Below are 17,829 nucleotides of genomic sequence, written 5' to 3'. Positions count from 1 at the left end.
CGTCTTGATGACGGCTGCCGCCATCACGGTGGCGGGTTTTTCGGTGTCCGCAGAGGCGGCGAAGACCATTTCAGGGACGGCGCACGGCATATCCTGGACCGCGTCCAGCCGGATCGTCGGGCAGACCTCCACCGCGACCATCGTCGGGGGCGGCGATCCGGCCTATCTGGCGCAGACGCCGTTCTACCGCGGCGTCGTCGGGCTGGTGATGGAATATGACGACGGCAGCGCGTTCGTCTGCTCGGGCAGCCTGATGAACGACCGCCGCTCGATCCTGACTGCCGGCCATTGCGTCAGCGGCGGCTACGGCACCAAGGGGCCGCAGAAGGTTTCGGCCTTCTTCTATGACGGCAACGCGTCCGATCCGGTCTATTATGCCGATTATCTGGGCGGGCAGCCCGTACAGGGCATCACCCAGGTCGGCATTTCCAAGGTGATCGTGAACCCGAAATATACGGGCGAGGTGATCGACCAGAACGACATCGCCGTGCTGCGCCTCAGCCAGATGGCGCCGACCTTCGCCACCAGCTACGGCATCTATACCGGCAAGGACCTGACCGGGCTCGACTACAATGTCGCCGGCTATGGGGGACGGTCGGACGTCGGCGGCGCAGTGGGCGACAATCTCGGCACCGGGCGTCTCCGCCAGGGCGACAATCGCTACGATTACCGCCTGGGCGACAAGGATCTGAACAACTTCTTCACGGAGTATGACCCCAACGATCCCAATTGCTCGCCGGGTCAGAACGTGTTCTGCGGCACGGCGGACATCGACTATTCCTATGTTTCGGATTTCGATAATGGGTTCCTGCGGAACGACACCGGCTGCCTCGTCGCGCTGGCGGCGGCGGGTACGCGCTTCGACCCCAAATTCTGCGATCAGGGCGTCGGCAAGACCGAAGTCAGCATCGCCGGCGGCGATTCCGGCGGGCCCGGCTTCGTCGATGGCCTGGTCGCGTCGGTAAACTCCTACGGGCTCAGCTTCGGGGAATTCTATGGCGATACCGATGACGAACTGAACAGCAGCTGGGGCGAGTTCAACGGCTTCGTGCCGACCTTCATCCACAAGGACTTCATCCAGTCCGCCATGGTTCCGGAAACGGGCACCTGGACCCAGCTGGTGCTGGGCTTCGGCCTGCTCGGCGGCGCGATGCGCGGCCGGCGTCGCAAGGGCGAAGCGGCGACCGCCTGAGCCGCCTCTCCACGTCCAACAAGAAGGGCCCGCTCCATCAGGAGCGGGCCCTTTTGTCTGTCCGGGCAGATCATGACCGCCGACCCCGCATGAGGCCGGCTGCCCTGTTCGCGTCCCAAACGTATCAGGCTGCGGCGGTGGCGGTGCCGAGGGTGCGGCGACGGCCGCGCATCGAGCCGCCAACCGCGCCGAAGCCGACGATCATCATCGCCCAGCTTGCGGGCTCCGGCACGGCGGCCGGCGGCGGGGCGTCGGCCATGGCGACGGTCAGGCCGCCCAGCTTGAAGCCGTCATTGCTCTGATGCAGCGCGGCCGAAATCAGCCACACCGACGCCGACTGGGTGCCGAGGATCGAGGTCATGCTGCCGCGCGACCCGCCGGCCACGTCGGTGAACGCCGATTCCGTCAGCTTGTACTTGCCGAGGTTGATGTCGCTCTTGGACGTGACGTCGCCCAGCAGATGGTTGACGTCGGCATAGATGCTGGCGTCGCTGTCGCAGCAGGTCACCCCGCGCATCGCATAGACGTTGCGGCTGAGGCTGCTGAGCGTCACGGCCTTGTCGAACTGCAGCATGATGAAATCCGTGCCGCCGCCGACATTGTCGATCTGGTGCGTGCCGTTGGCGCTGCTGTCGTTGCCATATAGCACGCCCAGGCCGTAGCCCTGCATCGTCGCCAGCTTGGCCGTGGTGACGCTGTCCTTGCCGTTCGGCTTGTAGCTCCAGCTGTTCCAGTTCCACGCGGTATCCGGCGTGGCATGCCACGCCGAAACCTTCACGTTCAGCTTGCTACCGGTCTTGCTGTTGCCGGTGAAGACCTGGGTACCGGTCTTGTTGCCGGCATTGGTGAAATTGTAGGTGTAATTGGTAAACGTCGTGGTGGCGGCAGCGGCCGATGCAAAGGTCAGACCGGCGGCGACGGCGATGGTGGCACCAAGGGTGCGCAGCGAAGCAGGACAAGGCATAACAACTCCTCTGCCGCGACGCATGGTGCGCATCGCGAGCCCGATAATTGTGGATTGATGGAGGATGTTTTTGGTCTGTTGCCCGCCGGTACGCGCGCATGGCGCGGATCCGACGACTCTGCCTTGACCGCTGGCTATGCCGCGCCGCCCCAGGTCGCAACTTTATTGAAGGTTAACGTAGCAAATAGAGCGTTAACGCTGCTCGGCTGATATCGCGTCGAGCCAACCGGGCACGATCGGCCGGGCGGAAACGGGGCCCAACATGGTGCAGCGGGCCATCTCCTCCACCCGCAGCCGGGCAACCGCCAGCCCGAGCGCCGGGTGCCACGCCATGGCGGCCTCGCCTGGGTCGCCCGCCACGCGCAGCACCACCAGCCGGCGGCTGACTTTCTGCCGCCAGTTCATGCGCGCCGTATTTTCCTGCCCGACATAGCAGCCTTTGGTGAAGCTGACGCCGTTCAGCTCGGCCGCGTTCGCTTCCAGCCAGAGGATCTTGTCGGAGCCGAGTTCGGCAAGGCCCTCCGCAACGCCAAGCGACAGGCGGTGCGCGTGCCACCCGTCCACTGGCACAGTCGGTGGCGCGATCCAGCGGCGGCCGAGCCCGGACAGGCGCGGGTCGGCCACGCCGGCATCACCCTCTGCCGCCCAATGCACCGCCAGATCCGCGTCGCGCCCGATCGCGATCCTGCGGCGGAGCCGATAGAGGGTCAAGCGGCGCGCAAGGGCGTCCGCCTGATCCGCCTCGCAATCGATCAGCAGGTCGTCGCCATCCGCCCAGACCAGGAAATCGAACAGCGCTTTGCCCTGGGCGGTGAGCAGCCCGGTCCACACCGGCAAGGCGCCGCTCACGTCCTGCGTGACGAGGCCCTGCAGGAACCCGCGCACATCCTCGCCCGACAGGCGGAGGAGGGCGCGATCGGCGAGGGTGGTGGCGGCTGCATCGACGGACATGGCCCTTCATGTAGGCGCGCCGCCGCCGCTTGCCACTTTATCGTCGCTCCGTCGCCGGTCGCGGCTTATGGCTAACCGCGACATGACCCCCGTTTTCGCGCGGGGAACGACGGAGCATGCGATGGCGACTTACGACCTTCTCCTCAGGAACGGCATCGTGTGGACCCCCGGCGGTCCGGCCGAAACCCATGTCGGCGTGCGCGACGGCAGGATCGTGGAGATCGGGGCGCATGGTGACGCCGCCGAGACGATCGACTGCACCGGCCTGACCGTGCTGCCCGGCGTGGTCGACAGCCAGGTCCATTTCCGAGAGCCCGGGCTGGAGGCCAAGGAGGATCTGGAAAGCGGCAGCCGCGCCGCCGTGCTGGGTGGCGTCACCACCGTGTTCGAGATGCCGAACACCAAGCCCAACACCGATTCCGCGGAGGCCCTGGCCGACAAGGTCACCCGCGCGCGCGACCGCATGTGGTGCGACCATGCATTCTATGTCGGCGCGACCAACGCCAATGCCGACGCGCTGGCCGAACTGGAGCGGCTGCCGGGTGCGGCGGGCGTCAAGATCTTCATGGGATCGTCCACCGGCGACCTGCTCGTGTCGGAGGACGAGTCGCTTGCGCGGGTGCTGGCGTCCGGCCGGCGGCGCGTGGCGATCCATGCCGAGGATGAAGAGCGCATGATCGCGCGCGAGGGGGAGCGGGTGGCGGGCGATCCGTCGAGCCATCCCGTATGGCGCGACGATGAAAGCGCGCTGCTGGCGACGCGCCGCATCCTGGGGCTGGCGCGGGCGGCGCGGCGGCCGATCCACATCCTCCACATCACCACCCCGGCCGAGCTGGAGCTGATCGCGCGCAACAAGGACATCGCCACCTGCGAGGTGACGCCCCAGCACCTGACGCTGGCGGGGGAGGAGGCCTATCCGCGCCTCGGCACCCATGCCCAGATGAACCCGCCGATCCGGTCGGGCGCGCACCGCGACGGCCTGTGGCATTGGTTGAACCAGGGGGTGCCGGACGTGCTCGGCTCCGATCACGCGCCGCATACCAAGGAGGAAAAGGCCCGGGATTATCCCGCAAGCCCGAGCGGGATGCCCGGCGTGCAGACCCTGCTGCCGCTGATGCTGGACCATGTCGCGCACGGCCGGCTGACCCTGCAACGGCTGGTGGAGCTGACGTCGGCCGGGCCGCAGCGCGTGTTCGGCATGACCGGCAAGGGGCGGATCGCGGCCGGCTACGACGCCGATTTCACGCTGGTCGACCTGAAGGCCAAGTGGACGATCGAGGATAGCTGGCTGGCGTCGCGCTGCGGTTGGTCGCCCTTTGCCGGGATGGAGGTGACCGGGCGTCCGGTCGGCACGATCGTGCGCGGCCATGTGGTGATGCGCGACGGCGGACTGGCGACGCAGGCGGTCGGCCGGCCCGTCCGGTTCAACGAGGCGGCCTGGGAATAAGGGCGGCCCGGCGTCGGACGGGCCGCATGTCCTTGCGGCCTTGCCTGTGTTGAGGCGGTGACTTGGGGTGGGTTGGTGGTCTAGAGGGACCACATGACCGACGAAACCAGCAGCACCGACACCGGCACCACTGCCGCCGCGACCACCCCGCCCGATCGCCTGTCGATCGACCCGCGCAGTTCGCACTTCGATGGCGATGCCCTGCAGCGCGGCATCGGCATCATCTTCAACGGGACCGAGCGGTTCAACGTAGAAGAATATTCGATGGCCGAAGGCTGGATCCGGGTGGCCATGGCCAAGACCCGCGACCGCAAGGGCAATCCGCTCACCATGAAGCTGAACGGCACGGTGGAACCCTTCTTCCGCAGCAGCGCGCCGGAGGGGGAACAGGCCTGAGGCCCGTCCGTTACGGCTCCGCTGTGTTCCGCTCAGCAGCGTGATGTTGGAGAGTGACGATGGGTCGTGCGATCATCCTGTGGTTGTTGGGCGTTCCGCTGGGTCTGGTGATCCTGCTGTACCTGTTCTTCTTCCGTTAACGGCATGAGCGCGCCCGAAGAACTGGCTGGCACGCCGGAAACCGAAGCGGAGCTGAGCGGCGTCGATACGCGCCGCCGGCCCAAGCAGCAGATGCTGGAGGTCGGCGGCCGCCGGCTGAGCCCCGCCACCTTGATGATGGGGCACGGCTTCGATCCGGCGCTGTCCGAAGGCGCGCTGAAGCCGCCCATTTTCCTCACCTCCACCTTCGTGTTCGAGAGCGCAGCCGCCGGCAAGCGTCACTTCGAAGGGGTGACCGGCCAGCGGCCCGGCGGTGCCGAGGGACTGGTCTATTCGCGCTTCAACGGCCCCAACCAGGAGATCTTGGAGGACCGGCTCGGCATCTGGGAAGGGGCGGAGGAGGCGCTGGCCTTCTCCTCCGGCATGGCGGCGATCGCCACCGTGCTGCTCGCCCTGGTGCGGCCGGGCGACACCATCGTCCATTCGGCGCCGCTTTATGCCGCGACCGAGACGCTGATCGGCAAGATATTGGGCCGGTTCGGCGTGCAGTGGCTCGACTTTCCGGCGGGCGCCACGCGCTCGGAGATCGAGGCGGTGCTGGACAAGGCATCCGCGACCGGCCGCGTGCCGTTGATCTATCTGGAAAGCCCCGCCAACCCGACCAACGCGCTGGTCGATGTGGAGGCGGTGGCGGCCGCGCGCGACGCACGGTTCGCGGATGAGAAACCGCTGATCGTGATCGACAATACCTTTCTGGGGCCGTTGTGGCAGCAGCCGCTGACCCATGGCGCGGACATCGTGCTCTACAGCCTGACCAAATATGCGGGCGGGCATAGCGACCTGGTGGCCGGCGGCGCGGTCGGCTCCAAGGCGGCGATCGACCCGATCCGGGCGATGCGCAACACGATCGGCACCATCCTCGATCCCCATTCGGCGTGGATGCTGTTGCGGAGCCTGGAGACGCTGGAGCTGCGGATGAGCCGGGCGGGCGAGAATGCCGCCAAGGTCTGCGCCTTTCTGCGCGACCATCCCAAGGTCGAGCGGGTCGGCTATCTCGGCTTTCTGGAGGATGGATCGCGCCAGGCGGACATTTACCGCCGTCATTGCAGCGGGGCAGGGTCGACCTTCTCCCTCTATCTAAAAGGCGGCGAGCCGGAGGCGTTCCGCTTCCTCGACGCGCTCAAGATCGCCAAGCTGGCGGTGAGTCTCGGCGGGACGGAGACGTTGGCCAGCCATCCCGCGGGCATGACCCACCTGTCGGTCGCGCCCGCCCGCAAGGCGGCGCTGGACATTGGCGACAACCTCGTGCGGATCTCGATCGGCGTCGAGAATGCGGACGACCTTATCGCCGATTTCGAGCAGGCGCTGGCCGCCGTCTGAGCCCGACCAGGTCGATCGCGTCGGACTTCCACCAGCGGACCACATAACGTCCGCGGTGGAGTTCGTTGAAGAAGACGTCGCCGGGATCATAGCCCGACGCGCCCAGCCGCAGCAGCCAGATGGTGGGAACGGCGCGCGTGTCCGGCGCTTGCGCAATGGCGTGCAGCCGGGCGGGCGAGAGCGACACCACGCCCCGGCTGCCGGTCGGGTAATACGCGCCGGGGCCGGCGAAGCTAGGCACCGGACCGGGTATGGGGCGGATGGGATAGGCCAGCCCCTTGTCGCGCAGGGCAAAGGCCAGCGGCAACGCGCCTTCATTGGGATAGGCGAAGATCACGTCGCCCGGGCGGATGTAGCGCTGCAGCCAGGCGATCGTGCCGTACCAATTCTCCATCGGGCCGGCCTGCCGCACCTGCATCCCCGCGCCGAACATGGCCCCGCCCAGCATCACCGCCGCGGCGATGCCGATCCGTAACCAGCCGCCGCTCCACCCCACCGCGCCGATCGCGAGCAGCAGCATGGCGGGCGCCGCCACCGGCGTCATGGTGCGGGTGATGAATACCGGTGTGATCCACACCGAAATGCCGATCGCCGAAGCCAGCGGCAGCAGCGCCAGCACCAGCAGCATGGCGGCCAGCCGCTTGCCGTCGCCTTGGCGCGCCAGCACCGCGACCGCCATACCGGCCAGCAACGCGGCGGGCAGCACCGGCCAGCCCTGCGCCGCGTAGAGCGTCGCCACGCGGGCGAAGAAGGTCGGCGTGAAGCCGAAACGCAGCCATGTGGTTCCGATCCAGGTCGGCGCCTGTCCCGCCAGGATCAGCAGTCCCGGCAGGTAAGCCAGTGCCACGGCGACGTGCCCGATCAGTAGCCAGGCCCAGTCGCGGCGGGACAGGCCCGGATGCAGTATCCCGATCGCCAGCGCGAGGGTGAGCGCAACCGCGTAAAGCGGGTCCAGATTGTGGAGCCACAACATCGATTCCACCAGCAGCAGATAGGCGACGAGACCCCGGCCGCCGATCGGCAGCCCCGCCGCCCGCCGCCTGGCGAGGCGGATCAGCAGCGCCGTCGCCGCGGCATAGGTCAGGATCATCACCGGATAGGGCCGCACCTGCCGCGCCATCTCCACCATGGCGATCGACACGCTGCCCAGGCCGAAGGCGGCCAGCGCCAGCCAACGCGCCCGGACCGCATCCCATCGGAGGAGCCGGGCAGCTTCGTGCGCGCCCCAGGCGAGTACCGGCAAGGTGGCGAGCCCGGCGACGATCCCCAGCATCCGCAAGGCGACCAGCCCGTTGCCGAACGGCAAGGTCCAGATCCGCACCAGCGAGTAATAGACCGGCGGATGCGTTTCGTAGCGGGGCACCATCTGCCACAGAAAGGCGAAGCCGTGCTCGGCCGCATAGGCGCTGTACGCCTCGTCCAGCCACAGCGGTTCGCCGCCGATCTTCCACAGGCGCAGGCCCAGCGCGGCGACCAGGATCCCGGTGACAAGCAGCAGAACAGGCAGGCGGCGGCGCATGTCCATGGCCTTAGCCTGCGCGCGCCCCCTTGTCGCGGGGCGTGGCTGCGCCATAAGGGCGGGGAATGTTCCGCTCCGCGCCTATTATCGAAACCCCCGCAGGATGGTGGAACAGCCGCTGGTTCCTGGCCCTGCTGGTGGTGATCGCGATCATCCCGCTGATCCTGCCCACCGTGCCGCCGCTGACCGACCTGCCCGAACATATGGGGCGATACCGGATCATGCTGGCGGACGGGTCCGATCCGCTGCGGCGCGATTATTTCAGCTTCGAATGGGGCTTTATCGCGAATCTCGGCGTCGACCTGCTGGTGATCCCGCTGGCGCCGCTGTTCGGGCTGGAGCTTGCGGTGAAGCTGATCGTGATCGGCATCGCCGCACTGACGGCCAGCGGCATCCTGTGGATCGCGCATGAGGCGCATGGGCGCGTGCCGCCGACGACGATCCTGGCGCTGTCGCTCGCCTACAGTTTCCCTTTCATCTGGGGATTCGTGAACTTCTTGTTGTCCATGGCGCTGGCGCTGAACGCCTTTGCCCTGTGGCTCAGGCTGGGGCGGCAGGGGCGGTGGCGGCTGCGCATCGCCCTGTTCGTGCCGATCGGCCTGCTGCTGACGGTCGCCCACATCTTCGGCTGGGCGGTGCTGTCGCTGCTGGCATTCGCGGCGGAAACGGTGCGGATGCGCGACAGCGGCCGCACCATCGCGCAGAGCATCTGGCATGGCGGCCTCGCCTGCCTGGCGTTGGCGCCGCCGGTGCTGCTCATGGTGCTGTGGCGCACCGGTGACGCCCGGGGGGCGAATACCGGCTGGTTCGATTGGCACGCCAAATATGTCTATGCGCTTTCGGCGCTGCGCAACACATGGATGACGGTCGACCTGGGGACGGTCTACCTGCTGTTCTGCGTCATCGTCTTTGGCCTGTTCGGCCTGTGGCTGCGCATGAACCGCACGCTCGGCATCGCCACGGTGATGCTGATCACGGCCTATATCCTGCTGCCGCGCATGTTGTTCGGATCGGCTTACGCCGACATGCGGCTGGCGCCCTATCTGTTCGTGGTGGCGCTTGCGGCGCTGGCGCTGAAGAGCGGGTCTCGGCGCGAGGCGGCGATCGTGGCGGGGATCGCCACCGCCATCTTCGTCGGGCGGATCGCGCTGCTGACCAGGAGCTTTGCCGCGCAGAGCCATGCCAACGAGCAGCAATTGCAGGCCCTGGACCATGTCCGCCCCGGCAGCCGCGTGTTCGTGCAGGTGGCGCTACGCTGTACGGCCTATTGGGTGACCAGCCGGATGGACCATCTCGGCGCGATGGCGATCGTCCGGCGCGGGGCCTTCGTCAACGGCCAGTGGACCGATCCCGGCGCGCAGCTGGTGCGGATCAAATATGCGCCGGCCAAGGGCTTTGCCGAGGACCCGACCGAGATTCTGCGTCCGGCCGGATGCCGGCAACGGCATGCTAAACGCTATCCCGACGCGCTGAACACCCTGCCGCGCGACGCCTTCGACTATGCCTGGGTGGTGAACTGGCCGCGCGCGCGGTGGAACAGCTTTCCTGGGCTGGTGCCGATCTGGACCGGGGAGGGGCGCGGCATCCTCTACCGCGTAATCCCGCCTCAGGCCAATTCGGCGACCAGGCCGAGCGACACGCCGACCGGCAGCAGGCCCCGCACGGCGGCGTAGCGTTCCCACCCGAACAGGCGGCTCAACACCGCATTGACCGGCGCCGCCGGCAGCGCATCCTCGTCCCCGCCCTCGCGACGCAGCAGCTTGTTGACCAGCCGCACCCCGACGATGGCCGGCAGCAGCAGGGTGTTGAACGCGGTGTGGTGGATCACCCGAAAGCCGGCCGCGGTCACCACCGCCTCCAGCGTCCTGCGAGTATAGCGGCGCTGGTGATGGTGGGCGACGTCATGCCCGCTCCACAAGGACGGCATCGCCGGCACCGCCAGCAGCAGCCGCCCGCCCGGCGCCAGCTTGGAACGCAAGGCGGCGAGCGCGCCATGATCGTCCGGAATATGTTCCAACACGTCCAGCAGCACGATCAGGTCGTAGGCGCCGTCCTGCAGCGGCACGTCGGGCAGGTAGCCGCCCTTGATGGCGAGACCCGTGCGTCTGGCGGCAAAGGCGCGCGCATCGTCGTCGGGCTCGATCGCGTCCACCTGGCCGAAACCCTGCAGCATGGCGATGTTGGAGCCGGTGCCGCAGCCGACTTCCAGGATGCGGAGCGGCGTGGGGCGCGGCCGGAACCGTTCGATCAGCGCGGTCAGGATACTGCGGCGGCCGACGAACCACCAATGGTCGCGGTCGATCTGGGCCATGCGGTCGTAGACGTGGCGCTCCATCAGTCGCGCTCGCCCGCTTGCCCGATCCGCTCGCGAATCACGTAGATCGGCCGGCCCTTGGCTTCGATCAGGATGCGGCCGACATATTCGCCGAGGATGCCGAGCGACAGCAACTGCACGCCGCCCAGGAACAGCACCGCCACCATCATGGAGGCATAGCCCGCGACATCCACCCCGTAGAGGATGGTGCGCGCGATCAGGAACAGGGCATAGACCATCGCCAAGGCGGCGATGCCGAAGCCGATATAGGACCAGATGCGCAAGGGGGCGGTGGAGGCGGACGTCAGCCCGTCGATCGCCAGCTTCCACAGCTTGATATAGTTGAACTTGGTGCCACCGACGGTGCGCTCGGCCCGGTCATATTCCACCGCCGTCTGGCGAAAGCCGCCCCAGGCGAACAGCCCCTTCATGAAGCGGTTGCGTTCCGGCATCGCCCGGATCACCTCCACCACCCGCCGGTCGAGCAGGCGGAAGTCGCCGGCATGTTCGGGGATCTTGTCCTCGCTCATCCAGTTGTGCGCGCGGTAATACAGGTCGGCGGTCAGGCGCTTGGGCAGCGAATCGGTGCTGCGGTTGCGGCGCACGCCGTAGACGACCTCGTAGCCCTGGCGCCATTGGTCGAGCATGGCGCCGATCACCTCGGGCGGATCCTGCATGTCGACGTCGATCGGCACCACCGTCGCGCCGCGCACATTGTCCAGGCCGGCGGACAGGGCCGCTTCCTTGCCGAAATTGCGCGACAGCGACACGGCGATGATGCGCGGATCGCGCAGGTTGGCGGCCATGATCGCCGGCAGGGTAGCGTCGCTGCTGCCGTCGTCGACGAACAGGATTTCCCACGCCACGGAACTGCCGTCCGTGTCGCGCAGTGCGTCCAGCACCACCGTCATGCGCGCGACAAAGGGGGCGATCGCTTCCTCTTCGTCCTTCACGGGCACGATGACGGAGATCAGCGGATGGTCGGCGGGAGCAGCCATGGCCGGCGGTTGTGGCGCGGTTCGGGGCAGGGTGGCAAGCGTCACCGGAACACCCACAGCCGATTGATCGCGAATAGCAGGATAGGCGTCAGGGTGGAGATCGGCACCACCGGCGTCCAGCTGGGCCAGCGCAGCACATCCGTGCAGATCCAAGTCCACAATGCGTTGAAGGCATAGCTGACCAGCGAGGCAACCACGAAGCGTACCTGAGTGCCGCGATCGCGCGAGCCATGGTCGCGGAACGTGACCTTGCTGTGCAGGATATAGCCTGTGCCGACCGCCACCAGATAGCCGGCCAGGTTGGCCAGCTGCGGATGGATGCCCGCCGTCCGATTCAGAACCAGGTAGACGGCCGAATACAGGGCGGTGACCAACAGGCCGTTCACCCCATACCGAACCAGCTGCCAGAAGGTCTCCCGCTTCACCACCACGCCGTTGCCACCCTTGCTCTTTCCCCACTGCCGCCTAGAGCGCGCAGGCACATGAGGGAAGAGCGGTGATAGACTGGGTTCGCGACGATCGGCATTGGCGGCGGTGGTTTCTGCTCTTCTGGGCGGCAGGCGCGGCCTATCTGCTGTGGTATCGCTGGGGCGCGATCCACTGGTTCGCGCTGCCGGACACGGACGACAATATGCGCTTCGCCCAGGTGCGCGCATTGCTGGACGGGCAGGGCTGGTACGATCTGCGCCAATACCGGATGAACCCGCCGGAGGGTGTGTCCATCCACTGGTCGCGGCTGGTCGACCTGCCGATCGCCGGCCTGATCCTGCTGCTGCGGCCGATCGTGGGCGGGATGGAGGCGGCGCGCTGGGCCTGCGCGATCGCGCCGCTGCTCGCCTTCGGCACTGCCCTGTACGCCACCATGCTGGCCGCACGGCGGCTGGTCGATCGCTGGGCCTTTCTGCTCGCGCCCGCCATCCTGCTGTGCGCGCCGACCACGATGTTCATGTTCATGCCGCTGCGGATCGACCACCATGGCTGGCAACTCGCGACGCTGATGGTGACGATCGCCGGCATGGCCGACAGCCGGGCGGTGCGCGGCGGCATCACCGCGGGACTGGCGACGGCAGTATCCCTCACGATCGGGCTGGAATTGCTGCCCTATCTGGCGGTGGCGGGCGGTTTGCAGGCCTTGTGGTGGGTGGCGGACGCGCGCCAGGGGGTGCGGCTGCGCGGCTATGGCCTGGCGCTCGCGGCGGGTGCGGCGATCGGTTATGTGGTGTTCGGCTCGTTCGACAATGCCCGGCCGCTGTGCGACGCATTGACGCCGGTCTATCTCTCAACCCTGCTGCTGGCGGGCGGGGTGTCGGTGGCGTTGGGCAGCCTGCCGCTGGCGAATCGCGGCGCGAGGCTCGCGCTCACCGTGGCCGCGGGGGTGGTGATCTGCGGCTTCTTCGCGGCGGCCTGGCCGCAATGCCTCGGCCGGCCGGAACATATCTCGCCCGAACTGGACAAGCTCTGGTTCAGCCACATCCGCGAGGCCAAGCCGCTCTACAAACATGGCTGGCGGATCGCCTTCCCGACCTTGTCGCTGTCGATCATCGGCGTGATCGGGGCCGGCTGGGCCTGCTGGCGCGCGCGCGGGACGCCGCGGGCCATGCCGTGGCTGCTGGTGGCGTTGCTGTCGCTCTTCTCCGCCTGCCTGCTGTTCTGGCAGACGCGCGCGGGGCCGGGATCGCAGCTGGTGGGCGTGATCGGGGCGACCGCGCTCGGCTGGCCGCTGATGCGGGCGGCGCTGGACAATCGTTTCATGCTGGTGCGCGTATTCGGCAGCGTGGCCGCGTTCGTGCTGGTGTCGGGCAGCTTCGCCGGGCTGGTGGTGAAGAATGTCCCGGAAAGGAAATCGGGCTATCGCAAGCGGGTGGACCAGGCGAACCGCCGCTGCCCGACCCTGCCGGCGCTGAAGCCGATCGCGGCGCTGCCGGCGACCACCATCATGACCTTCAACGACCTGGGCCCGCGACTGATGGCGGTTACGCATCACAGCGTGATTTCCGGCCCGTACCACCGGGCAGGTGCTGCGATCCTGGACACGCAGCATGCCTTCCGCGCGACCGACCCGGAGGTGGCGCATGGCGTGATGCGCAGGCATGGCGCGACGTTGCTGCTGCTCTGCCCCGGCACGTCGGAATCCACCGTCTATTCCAGCGAAGCCCCCGGCGGCTTCTACGTCCAGCTCGCCAGGGGGCAGGTGCCGGCATGGCTTGCGCCGGTGGCGCTGCCGAAGGGGTCGCCGTTCAGGCTGTGGCGCCGGCGAGACTGAAGCTCGCCTTCACCCCGTCGATCACGAACTGGGCCGCCAAGGCGGCGAGCAGGACGCCCAGCACGCGGGTGATCATCGCCTCCAACTTGTCGCCCAGCACGCGCATGATCGCGCCCGCCGCGAGCAGGGCGGCCAGGCTGAGCAGCAGCACCGCCAGCATCGCCGCCATCACCACGATCAGGTTCGAGCCGTCATTGTGCGCCGTCATCAGCATGACGGTGGCGATGGAGCCCGGCCCGGCGATCATCGGAATCGCCATCGGGAAGACCGAAATGTCCTCCGGCTCGACCCGATGTTCCTCCGCATGGCGGCGGTTGATCTCCTCCGCCCGCTCCTCGCGGCGATGGGTGCGCTTCTCGAACACCATTTCCAGCGCGATCAGGAACAGCATGATGCCGCCGGCGATGCGGAAGGCGTCGAGGCCGATACCGAGCGCGTGAAGCAGGGGCTCACCCACGAAGGCGAACACCATCAGGATCGACGCCGCGATCAGCACCGAGCGGATTGCCATGGCACGGCGCCAGGCCGCGCTGCCGTCGCGGGTCAGGCTGGCGAAGATCGGCGCGCAGCCGGGCGGGTCGATCACCACGAAGAAGGTGACGAAGGCGGACAGGAACAGCGCCATCATCGGCTCAGCGATCGCCTCCGCGCTGCCCGGCGATCATATCGCGTCGCGGTCGAGCGGAATACCGGCATTGCGGTGCGCCGCCACCAACGTGTTGCGCAGCAGGACCGCGATGGTCATCGGGCCGACCCCGCCCGGCACCGGCGTGATGCCGCCGGCCACCCGGGCCACTTCGTCGAACGTCACGTCACCGACCAGCCGGCCCTTGCCGTCACCTGCATCGACGCGGTTGATGCCCACGTCGATCACGGTGGCGCCGGGCTTGATCCAGTCCGCCTTCACCATTTCCGGCCGGCCCACCGCCGCCACCACGATGTCTGCGCGGCGCACCAGAGCGGGCAGGTCGCGGGTGCGGGAGTGGGCGATCGTCACCGTGCAGCTTTCCGCCAGCAGCAATTGCGCCATCGGCTTGCCGACGATGTTGGAGCGGCCGATCACCACCGCATCCTTGCCGGACAGGTCGCCCAGTCGGTCCTTGAGCAGCATCACGCAGCCGAGCGGGGTACACGGCACGAACCCGTCCAGCCCGGATGCCAGTCGTCCGGCATTGACCGGGTGAAAACCGTCCACATCCTTGTTCGGATCGATGGTGGCGATAACCGCATTCTCGTCGATCTGTTGCGGCAGGGGCAGCTGGACCAGGATCCCGTCCACCATCGGATCGGCGTTCAGGCGGCGCACCAAGGAAAGCAGAATGTCCTGGCTGGTGTCGGCGGGCAGGCGATGGGTGAAGCTCGCCATGCCGGCGGCCTCGGTCGCCCTGCCCTTGGAGCGGACATAGACGCCGCTCGCCGGATCCTCGCCTACCAGCACCACCGCCAGGCCCGGCTGGCGGCCGGCGTCGGCGACGAAATCCTGGACCTTGTCCGCGACGCGCGCGCGCAGGGTTTCGGCAAAGCCCTTGCCGTCGATGATCGCGGCGCTCATGCGGTAAAGGCCGCCTGCGCAATGGCCGGGATCACGATCGACCGCAGGATCTGGATCACCAGCAGCACGACCAAAGGCGAGAAATCGAGCGCGCCGAAATCGGGCATGATCCGCCGGATCGGCCGATACAATGGCTCGGTCATGCGACTGAGCGCATACAGCACCTGGCGCACGAAATCGTTGTGCGTGTTCACGACGTTGAACGCCACCAGCCAGGACAGAATGGCCTGGATGATGATGATCCACATCACCACCGAGAGCAGCAGATCGACGATCTGGAGAAGCGGAATAAGCATGATAGGCCCATGTCTAACGAAGTGACGCATCTGGCGCCACCCCAAGGGCGCGGTGCGCTCCTTCGCGGGCGCGGTGTGCTCCGTCGCGGGCACAACATGCTCCGTCATGGGCGCGGGAGTGGATCCGGTCAGCTACGCTAACCGCACTTTAACCAGCCCTGTGGATATGTTGCCGCGATCGAGGATCAAGCACATGAAATCACAGCCGAACGTCATCAAGGCAGCCAAATTGTCGGGCGATCTCTGCCTCAGGACGCTCGACCTGCAGGCGGACATCTCCGAACTGTCCGACCGCGTCACCGATCAGGCCAACACGATCGAGTCGGTGCGCGCGGAAACGGGCAGCCTGGCCGATGCGGGCGAGACCGTGGCGGCGGCAGCCGACGATGCGCGGCACATCGCCATGACGGCCGGCGCGGTGATCGACGATTCGACGCGGCAACTGGCCGGCGCCACCGCCGACGTCCTCGAACTGATCGATCAGGTGACGCACATCCATGGCGGGCTGGCGGCGTTCAACAATGCGCTGCAGACGGTGGGTCACGTCACCGGCGTGATCCGCGACATCGCCAGCCAGACCAACCTGCTCGCGCTCAACGCCACGATCGAGGCGGCGCGCGCGGGCGATGCCGGGCGCGGCTTTGCGGTGGTGGCGAGCGAGGTGAAGAAGCTGGCGCAGGAAACCGCCACCGCCACCCAGACCATCGAACGGTCGATCTGTGCCTTGCACGGCGAGGCCGGCGGCATGCTCGACCGGATCACGCAGGGTGCCGCCAAGGCCAAGTCGGCCCACCAGGGCACGCGCGACATCGAGACGCTCGTCGGGCGGCTGGAAACCCTGATGCGCGGCCTGTCGGAGATCAGCACGTCGGTGGCCGATCGGATCGGCGCCATCGTCGGCTCAGTCGATACCGTGCGTACCGGGCTGGATGCGCTGGCGACCACGTCGACCGACAATGCCAGCGGGCTTCAGCGCCTGTCGGGGCGGCTGACCACGGTCAGCGACGACACCAACACGCTGCTCCAGCATTTTGCGGAAAGCGGCGTGGAACTCCCCGACACCCCGTATATAAACTTTGCCTTGTCGGTCGCGGCGGCGGTTTCGGGGACGCTGGAACAGGCGCTGGATGCCGGGCGCATTACCGAAGGAGCGTTCTTTTCCAGTATCTATACGCCGGTTCCGGGCAGCGACCCCATGCTCCACGCCCACCCCGCGCAGGCGGTGCTGACTGCCGCCGCCCGCCCGCACCAGGAAGCGGCGCGTGCCTTTCGCGGGTTTTTCGGGATGAGCTTCAGCGATCGCAATGCCTATGGCGCGGTGGCCATGCCGGAGCGGTCGCTGCCGCAACGGCCGGGCGATCGCGACTGGAACATGGAATATTCGCGCGCCGGCACGATTTACGAGTTCGCCGACACCAAGGCGCAGTGCAAGACCACCGAGCCGTTCTGCATCAAGGCCTATCGCCGGCCGGTGGCGGGCGGCGACGTGATCCTGCTGAAGCAGGTGATCGCGTCGATCCATGTCCGCGGACGCCACTGGGGCATCCTGCAATTCGCCTATGAGGACCAGCGCTGAGGCGAACGCCTCAGCCCCGGCGCACCAATGTGCCCGCGCCGGCCTTGGTGAAGATCTCGATCAGCATGGCGTGCGGCACCCGCCCGTCCAGGATCACCGCCGCGTCCACGCCGCCCTGGACCGCATCGATGCAGGTCTGGAGCTTGGGGATCATGCCGCCATAGATGGTGCCGTCGCGCTTCAGATCCGCGATCTTGGGCGGGGTCAGGTCGCTCAGCAGGCGTTTGTCCTTGTCGAGCACACCCGGCACGTCCGTCAGCAGGAACAGGCGCTCGGCACCGGTCGCGATGGCGATGGCGCCCGCCATCGTGTCGGCGTTGATGTTGTAGGTCTGCCCGTCCGCGCCGACGCCCACCGGCGCCACCACCGGGATCATGCCGGCCGTGGACAGGGTATCGAGCAGGCGCGTGTCGACATCGTCGGGCTCGCCCACGAAGCCCAGATCATGCTCGCTCCGCACCTTGGTGGCGGTGACCAGGTGGCCGTCCTTGCCGGAAATACCGACGGCGCGCCCGCCCTCGGCCGCGATCCAGGAGACGATCTCCTTGTTGATCTGGCCGGACAGGACCATCTCGGCCACCTTCATCGTGGCGGCGTCGGTAACGCGCAGCCCGTCGACGAAGCGGCTTTCGATTCCCTGCGCCTTCAGCGCCGCGCCGATCTGCGGCCCGCCGCCATGCACCACGATCGGGTTGATCCCGACCGCCTTCAGCAGCACCACGTCTTCGGCGAAATCCTCCGCCGCATCGGCATCGCCCATGGCGTGCCCGCCATATTTCACGACAAAGGTCGCGCCGGCATAACGCTGGAGGTAGGGCAGCGCCTCCACCAATGTCTCGGCACGGGCGAGCAGGGCGGGATCGGGGGCGTAATCGGTCATCG

The 17,829-nt window shown here is 67.5% G+C and carries 17 protein-coding genes; 7 read left to right on the top strand and 10 right to left on the bottom strand.

Annotation, left to right across the window (positions count from 1 at the left end):
- The first annotated feature begins 7 nt into the window (after nucleotides 1–7).
- Nucleotides 8–1,192, top strand: a complete 1,185-nt coding sequence (locus Q0D93_RS09040; protein ID WP_294393112.1) for a trypsin-like serine protease — start codon at nucleotides 8–10, stop codon at nucleotides 1,190–1,192.
- A 124-nt stretch (nucleotides 1,193–1,316) separates the two neighbouring features.
- Here the strand turns inward: Q0D93_RS09040 and Q0D93_RS09035 are convergent, their stop codons facing one another.
- Both Q0D93_RS09035 and Q0D93_RS09030 read right to left on the bottom strand, forming a co-directional pair.
- Entirely contained in the window at nucleotides 1,317–2,156 is an 840-nt protein-coding gene (locus tag Q0D93_RS09035; RefSeq protein ID WP_294393110.1) for a PEPxxWA-CTERM sorting domain-containing protein, read from the bottom strand.
- A gap of 192 nt (nucleotides 2,157–2,348) precedes the next feature.
- The gene (locus tag Q0D93_RS09030; RefSeq protein WP_294393108.1) at nucleotides 2,349–3,107 is read right to left on the bottom strand and encodes a folate-binding protein; all 759 of its coding nucleotides are present in this window, start codon (nucleotides 3,105–3,107) and stop codon (nucleotides 2,349–2,351) included.
- Between the two features lie 121 nt (nucleotides 3,108–3,228).
- Between Q0D93_RS09030 and Q0D93_RS09025 the strand changes: the two genes are divergently transcribed.
- The 3 genes from Q0D93_RS09025 (at nucleotide 3,229) to Q0D93_RS09015 (ending at nucleotide 6,429) form a co-directional block, all read left to right on the top strand.
- Nucleotides 3,229–4,554 (top strand): dihydroorotase, encoded by a 1,326-nt coding sequence (locus Q0D93_RS09025; RefSeq protein ID WP_294393106.1) that lies wholly within the window; start codon nucleotides 3,229–3,231, stop codon nucleotides 4,552–4,554.
- Nucleotides 4,555–4,647: 93 nt separating this feature from the next.
- Nucleotides 4,648–4,950, top strand: coding sequence for a DUF3297 family protein (locus Q0D93_RS09020; RefSeq protein ID WP_294393104.1), 303 nt, complete (start codon nucleotides 4,648–4,650; stop codon nucleotides 4,948–4,950).
- A gap of 144 nt (nucleotides 4,951–5,094) precedes the next feature.
- Nucleotides 5,095–6,429 (top strand): cystathionine gamma-synthase family protein, encoded by a 1,335-nt coding sequence (locus tag Q0D93_RS09015; RefSeq protein WP_294393102.1) that lies wholly within the window; start codon nucleotides 5,095–5,097, stop codon nucleotides 6,427–6,429.
- Here the strand turns inward: Q0D93_RS09015 and Q0D93_RS09010 are convergent.
- Nucleotides 6,392–7,954 (bottom strand): hypothetical protein, encoded by a 1,563-nt coding sequence (locus tag Q0D93_RS09010; RefSeq protein WP_294393100.1) that lies wholly within the window; start codon nucleotides 7,952–7,954, stop codon nucleotides 6,392–6,394. The genes Q0D93_RS09015 and Q0D93_RS09010 overlap by 38 nt on opposite strands.
- 59 nt (nucleotides 7,955–8,013) lie before the next feature.
- Here Q0D93_RS09010 and Q0D93_RS09005 point away from each other — a divergent pair, with 59 nt between their 5' ends.
- Nucleotides 8,014–9,621: a hypothetical protein gene (locus tag Q0D93_RS09005; protein ID WP_294393098.1), complete on the top strand. Its 1,608-nt coding sequence runs from the start codon at nucleotides 8,014–8,016 to the stop codon at nucleotides 9,619–9,621.
- Here Q0D93_RS09005 and Q0D93_RS09000 read toward each other — a convergent pair.
- Genes Q0D93_RS09000 through Q0D93_RS08990 form a run of 3 tightly spaced genes read right to left on the bottom strand, consistent with a single transcriptional unit; the run spans nucleotide 9,555 to nucleotide 11,685 of the window.
- A complete protein-coding gene (locus tag Q0D93_RS09000; protein WP_294393095.1) occupies nucleotides 9,555–10,283 on the bottom strand; it encodes a class I SAM-dependent methyltransferase in 729 nt (242 codons plus the stop codon). The two genes, Q0D93_RS09005 and Q0D93_RS09000, sit on opposite strands and share 67 nt — an antisense overlap.
- A complete protein-coding gene (locus Q0D93_RS08995) occupies nucleotides 10,283–11,260 on the bottom strand; it encodes a glycosyltransferase family 2 protein (protein ID WP_294393093.1) in 978 nt (325 codons plus the stop codon). Before Q0D93_RS08995 ends, Q0D93_RS09000 begins: the two co-directional genes overlap by 1 nt.
- Nucleotides 11,261–11,301: 41 nt before the next feature.
- Nucleotides 11,302–11,685 carry a GtrA family protein gene (locus Q0D93_RS08990; protein WP_294393091.1) on the bottom strand — a complete coding sequence of 128 codons (384 nt, stop codon included), beginning with the start codon at nucleotides 11,683–11,685 and terminating at the stop codon, nucleotides 11,302–11,304.
- Nucleotides 11,686–11,756: 71 nt separating this feature from the next.
- On the opposite strand from Q0D93_RS08990, the gene Q0D93_RS08985 reads away from it, so the two are divergent.
- Nucleotides 11,757–13,523, top strand: coding sequence for an AcrB/AcrD/AcrF family protein (locus Q0D93_RS08985; RefSeq protein WP_294393089.1), 1,767 nt, complete (start codon nucleotides 11,757–11,759; stop codon nucleotides 13,521–13,523).
- Here Q0D93_RS08985 and Q0D93_RS08980 read toward each other — a convergent pair.
- Genes Q0D93_RS08980 through Q0D93_RS08970 form a run of 3 tightly spaced genes read right to left on the bottom strand, consistent with a single transcriptional unit; the run spans nucleotide 13,498 to nucleotide 15,371 of the window.
- On the bottom strand, nucleotides 13,498–14,151 hold the full coding sequence (locus Q0D93_RS08980; protein WP_294393088.1) for a MarC family protein: 654 nt from the start codon (nucleotides 14,149–14,151) through the stop codon (nucleotides 13,498–13,500). The genes Q0D93_RS08985 and Q0D93_RS08980 overlap by 26 nt on opposite strands.
- Before the next feature lie 33 nt (nucleotides 14,152–14,184).
- Nucleotides 14,185–15,075, bottom strand: a complete 891-nt coding sequence (gene folD / locus Q0D93_RS08975; RefSeq protein ID WP_294393086.1) for a bifunctional methylenetetrahydrofolate dehydrogenase/methenyltetrahydrofolate cyclohydrolase FolD — start codon at nucleotides 15,073–15,075, stop codon at nucleotides 14,185–14,187.
- The gene (locus Q0D93_RS08970) at nucleotides 15,072–15,371 is read right to left on the bottom strand and encodes a YggT family protein (protein ID WP_294393083.1); all 300 of its coding nucleotides are present in this window, start codon (nucleotides 15,369–15,371) and stop codon (nucleotides 15,072–15,074) included. The genes folD and Q0D93_RS08970 overlap by 4 nt, the downstream gene beginning before the upstream one ends.
- A gap of 193 nt (nucleotides 15,372–15,564) precedes the next feature.
- Here Q0D93_RS08970 and Q0D93_RS08965 point away from each other — a divergent pair, with 193 nt between their 5' ends.
- Complete coding sequence (locus Q0D93_RS08965) at nucleotides 15,565–16,947, top strand: methyl-accepting chemotaxis protein (protein WP_294393080.1); 1,383 nt, start codon at nucleotides 15,565–15,567, stop codon at nucleotides 16,945–16,947.
- 10 nt (nucleotides 16,948–16,957) lie between these two features.
- Here the strand turns inward: Q0D93_RS08965 and argB are convergent, their stop codons facing one another.
- Nucleotides 16,958–17,827 (bottom strand): acetylglutamate kinase, encoded by an 870-nt coding sequence (argB, locus tag Q0D93_RS08960; RefSeq protein ID WP_294393078.1) that lies wholly within the window; start codon nucleotides 17,825–17,827, stop codon nucleotides 16,958–16,960.
- Nucleotides 17,828–17,829: the final 2 nt, after the last annotated feature.

The organism is uncultured Sphingomonas sp. (assembly GCF_934560975.1).
Taxonomy (GTDB): domain Bacteria; phylum Pseudomonadota; class Alphaproteobacteria; order Sphingomonadales; family Sphingomonadaceae; genus Sphingomonas_I.
The sequence above is the reverse complement of the archived record's forward strand: the minus strand, read 5'-3'. Positions and strand labels throughout refer to the sequence as shown.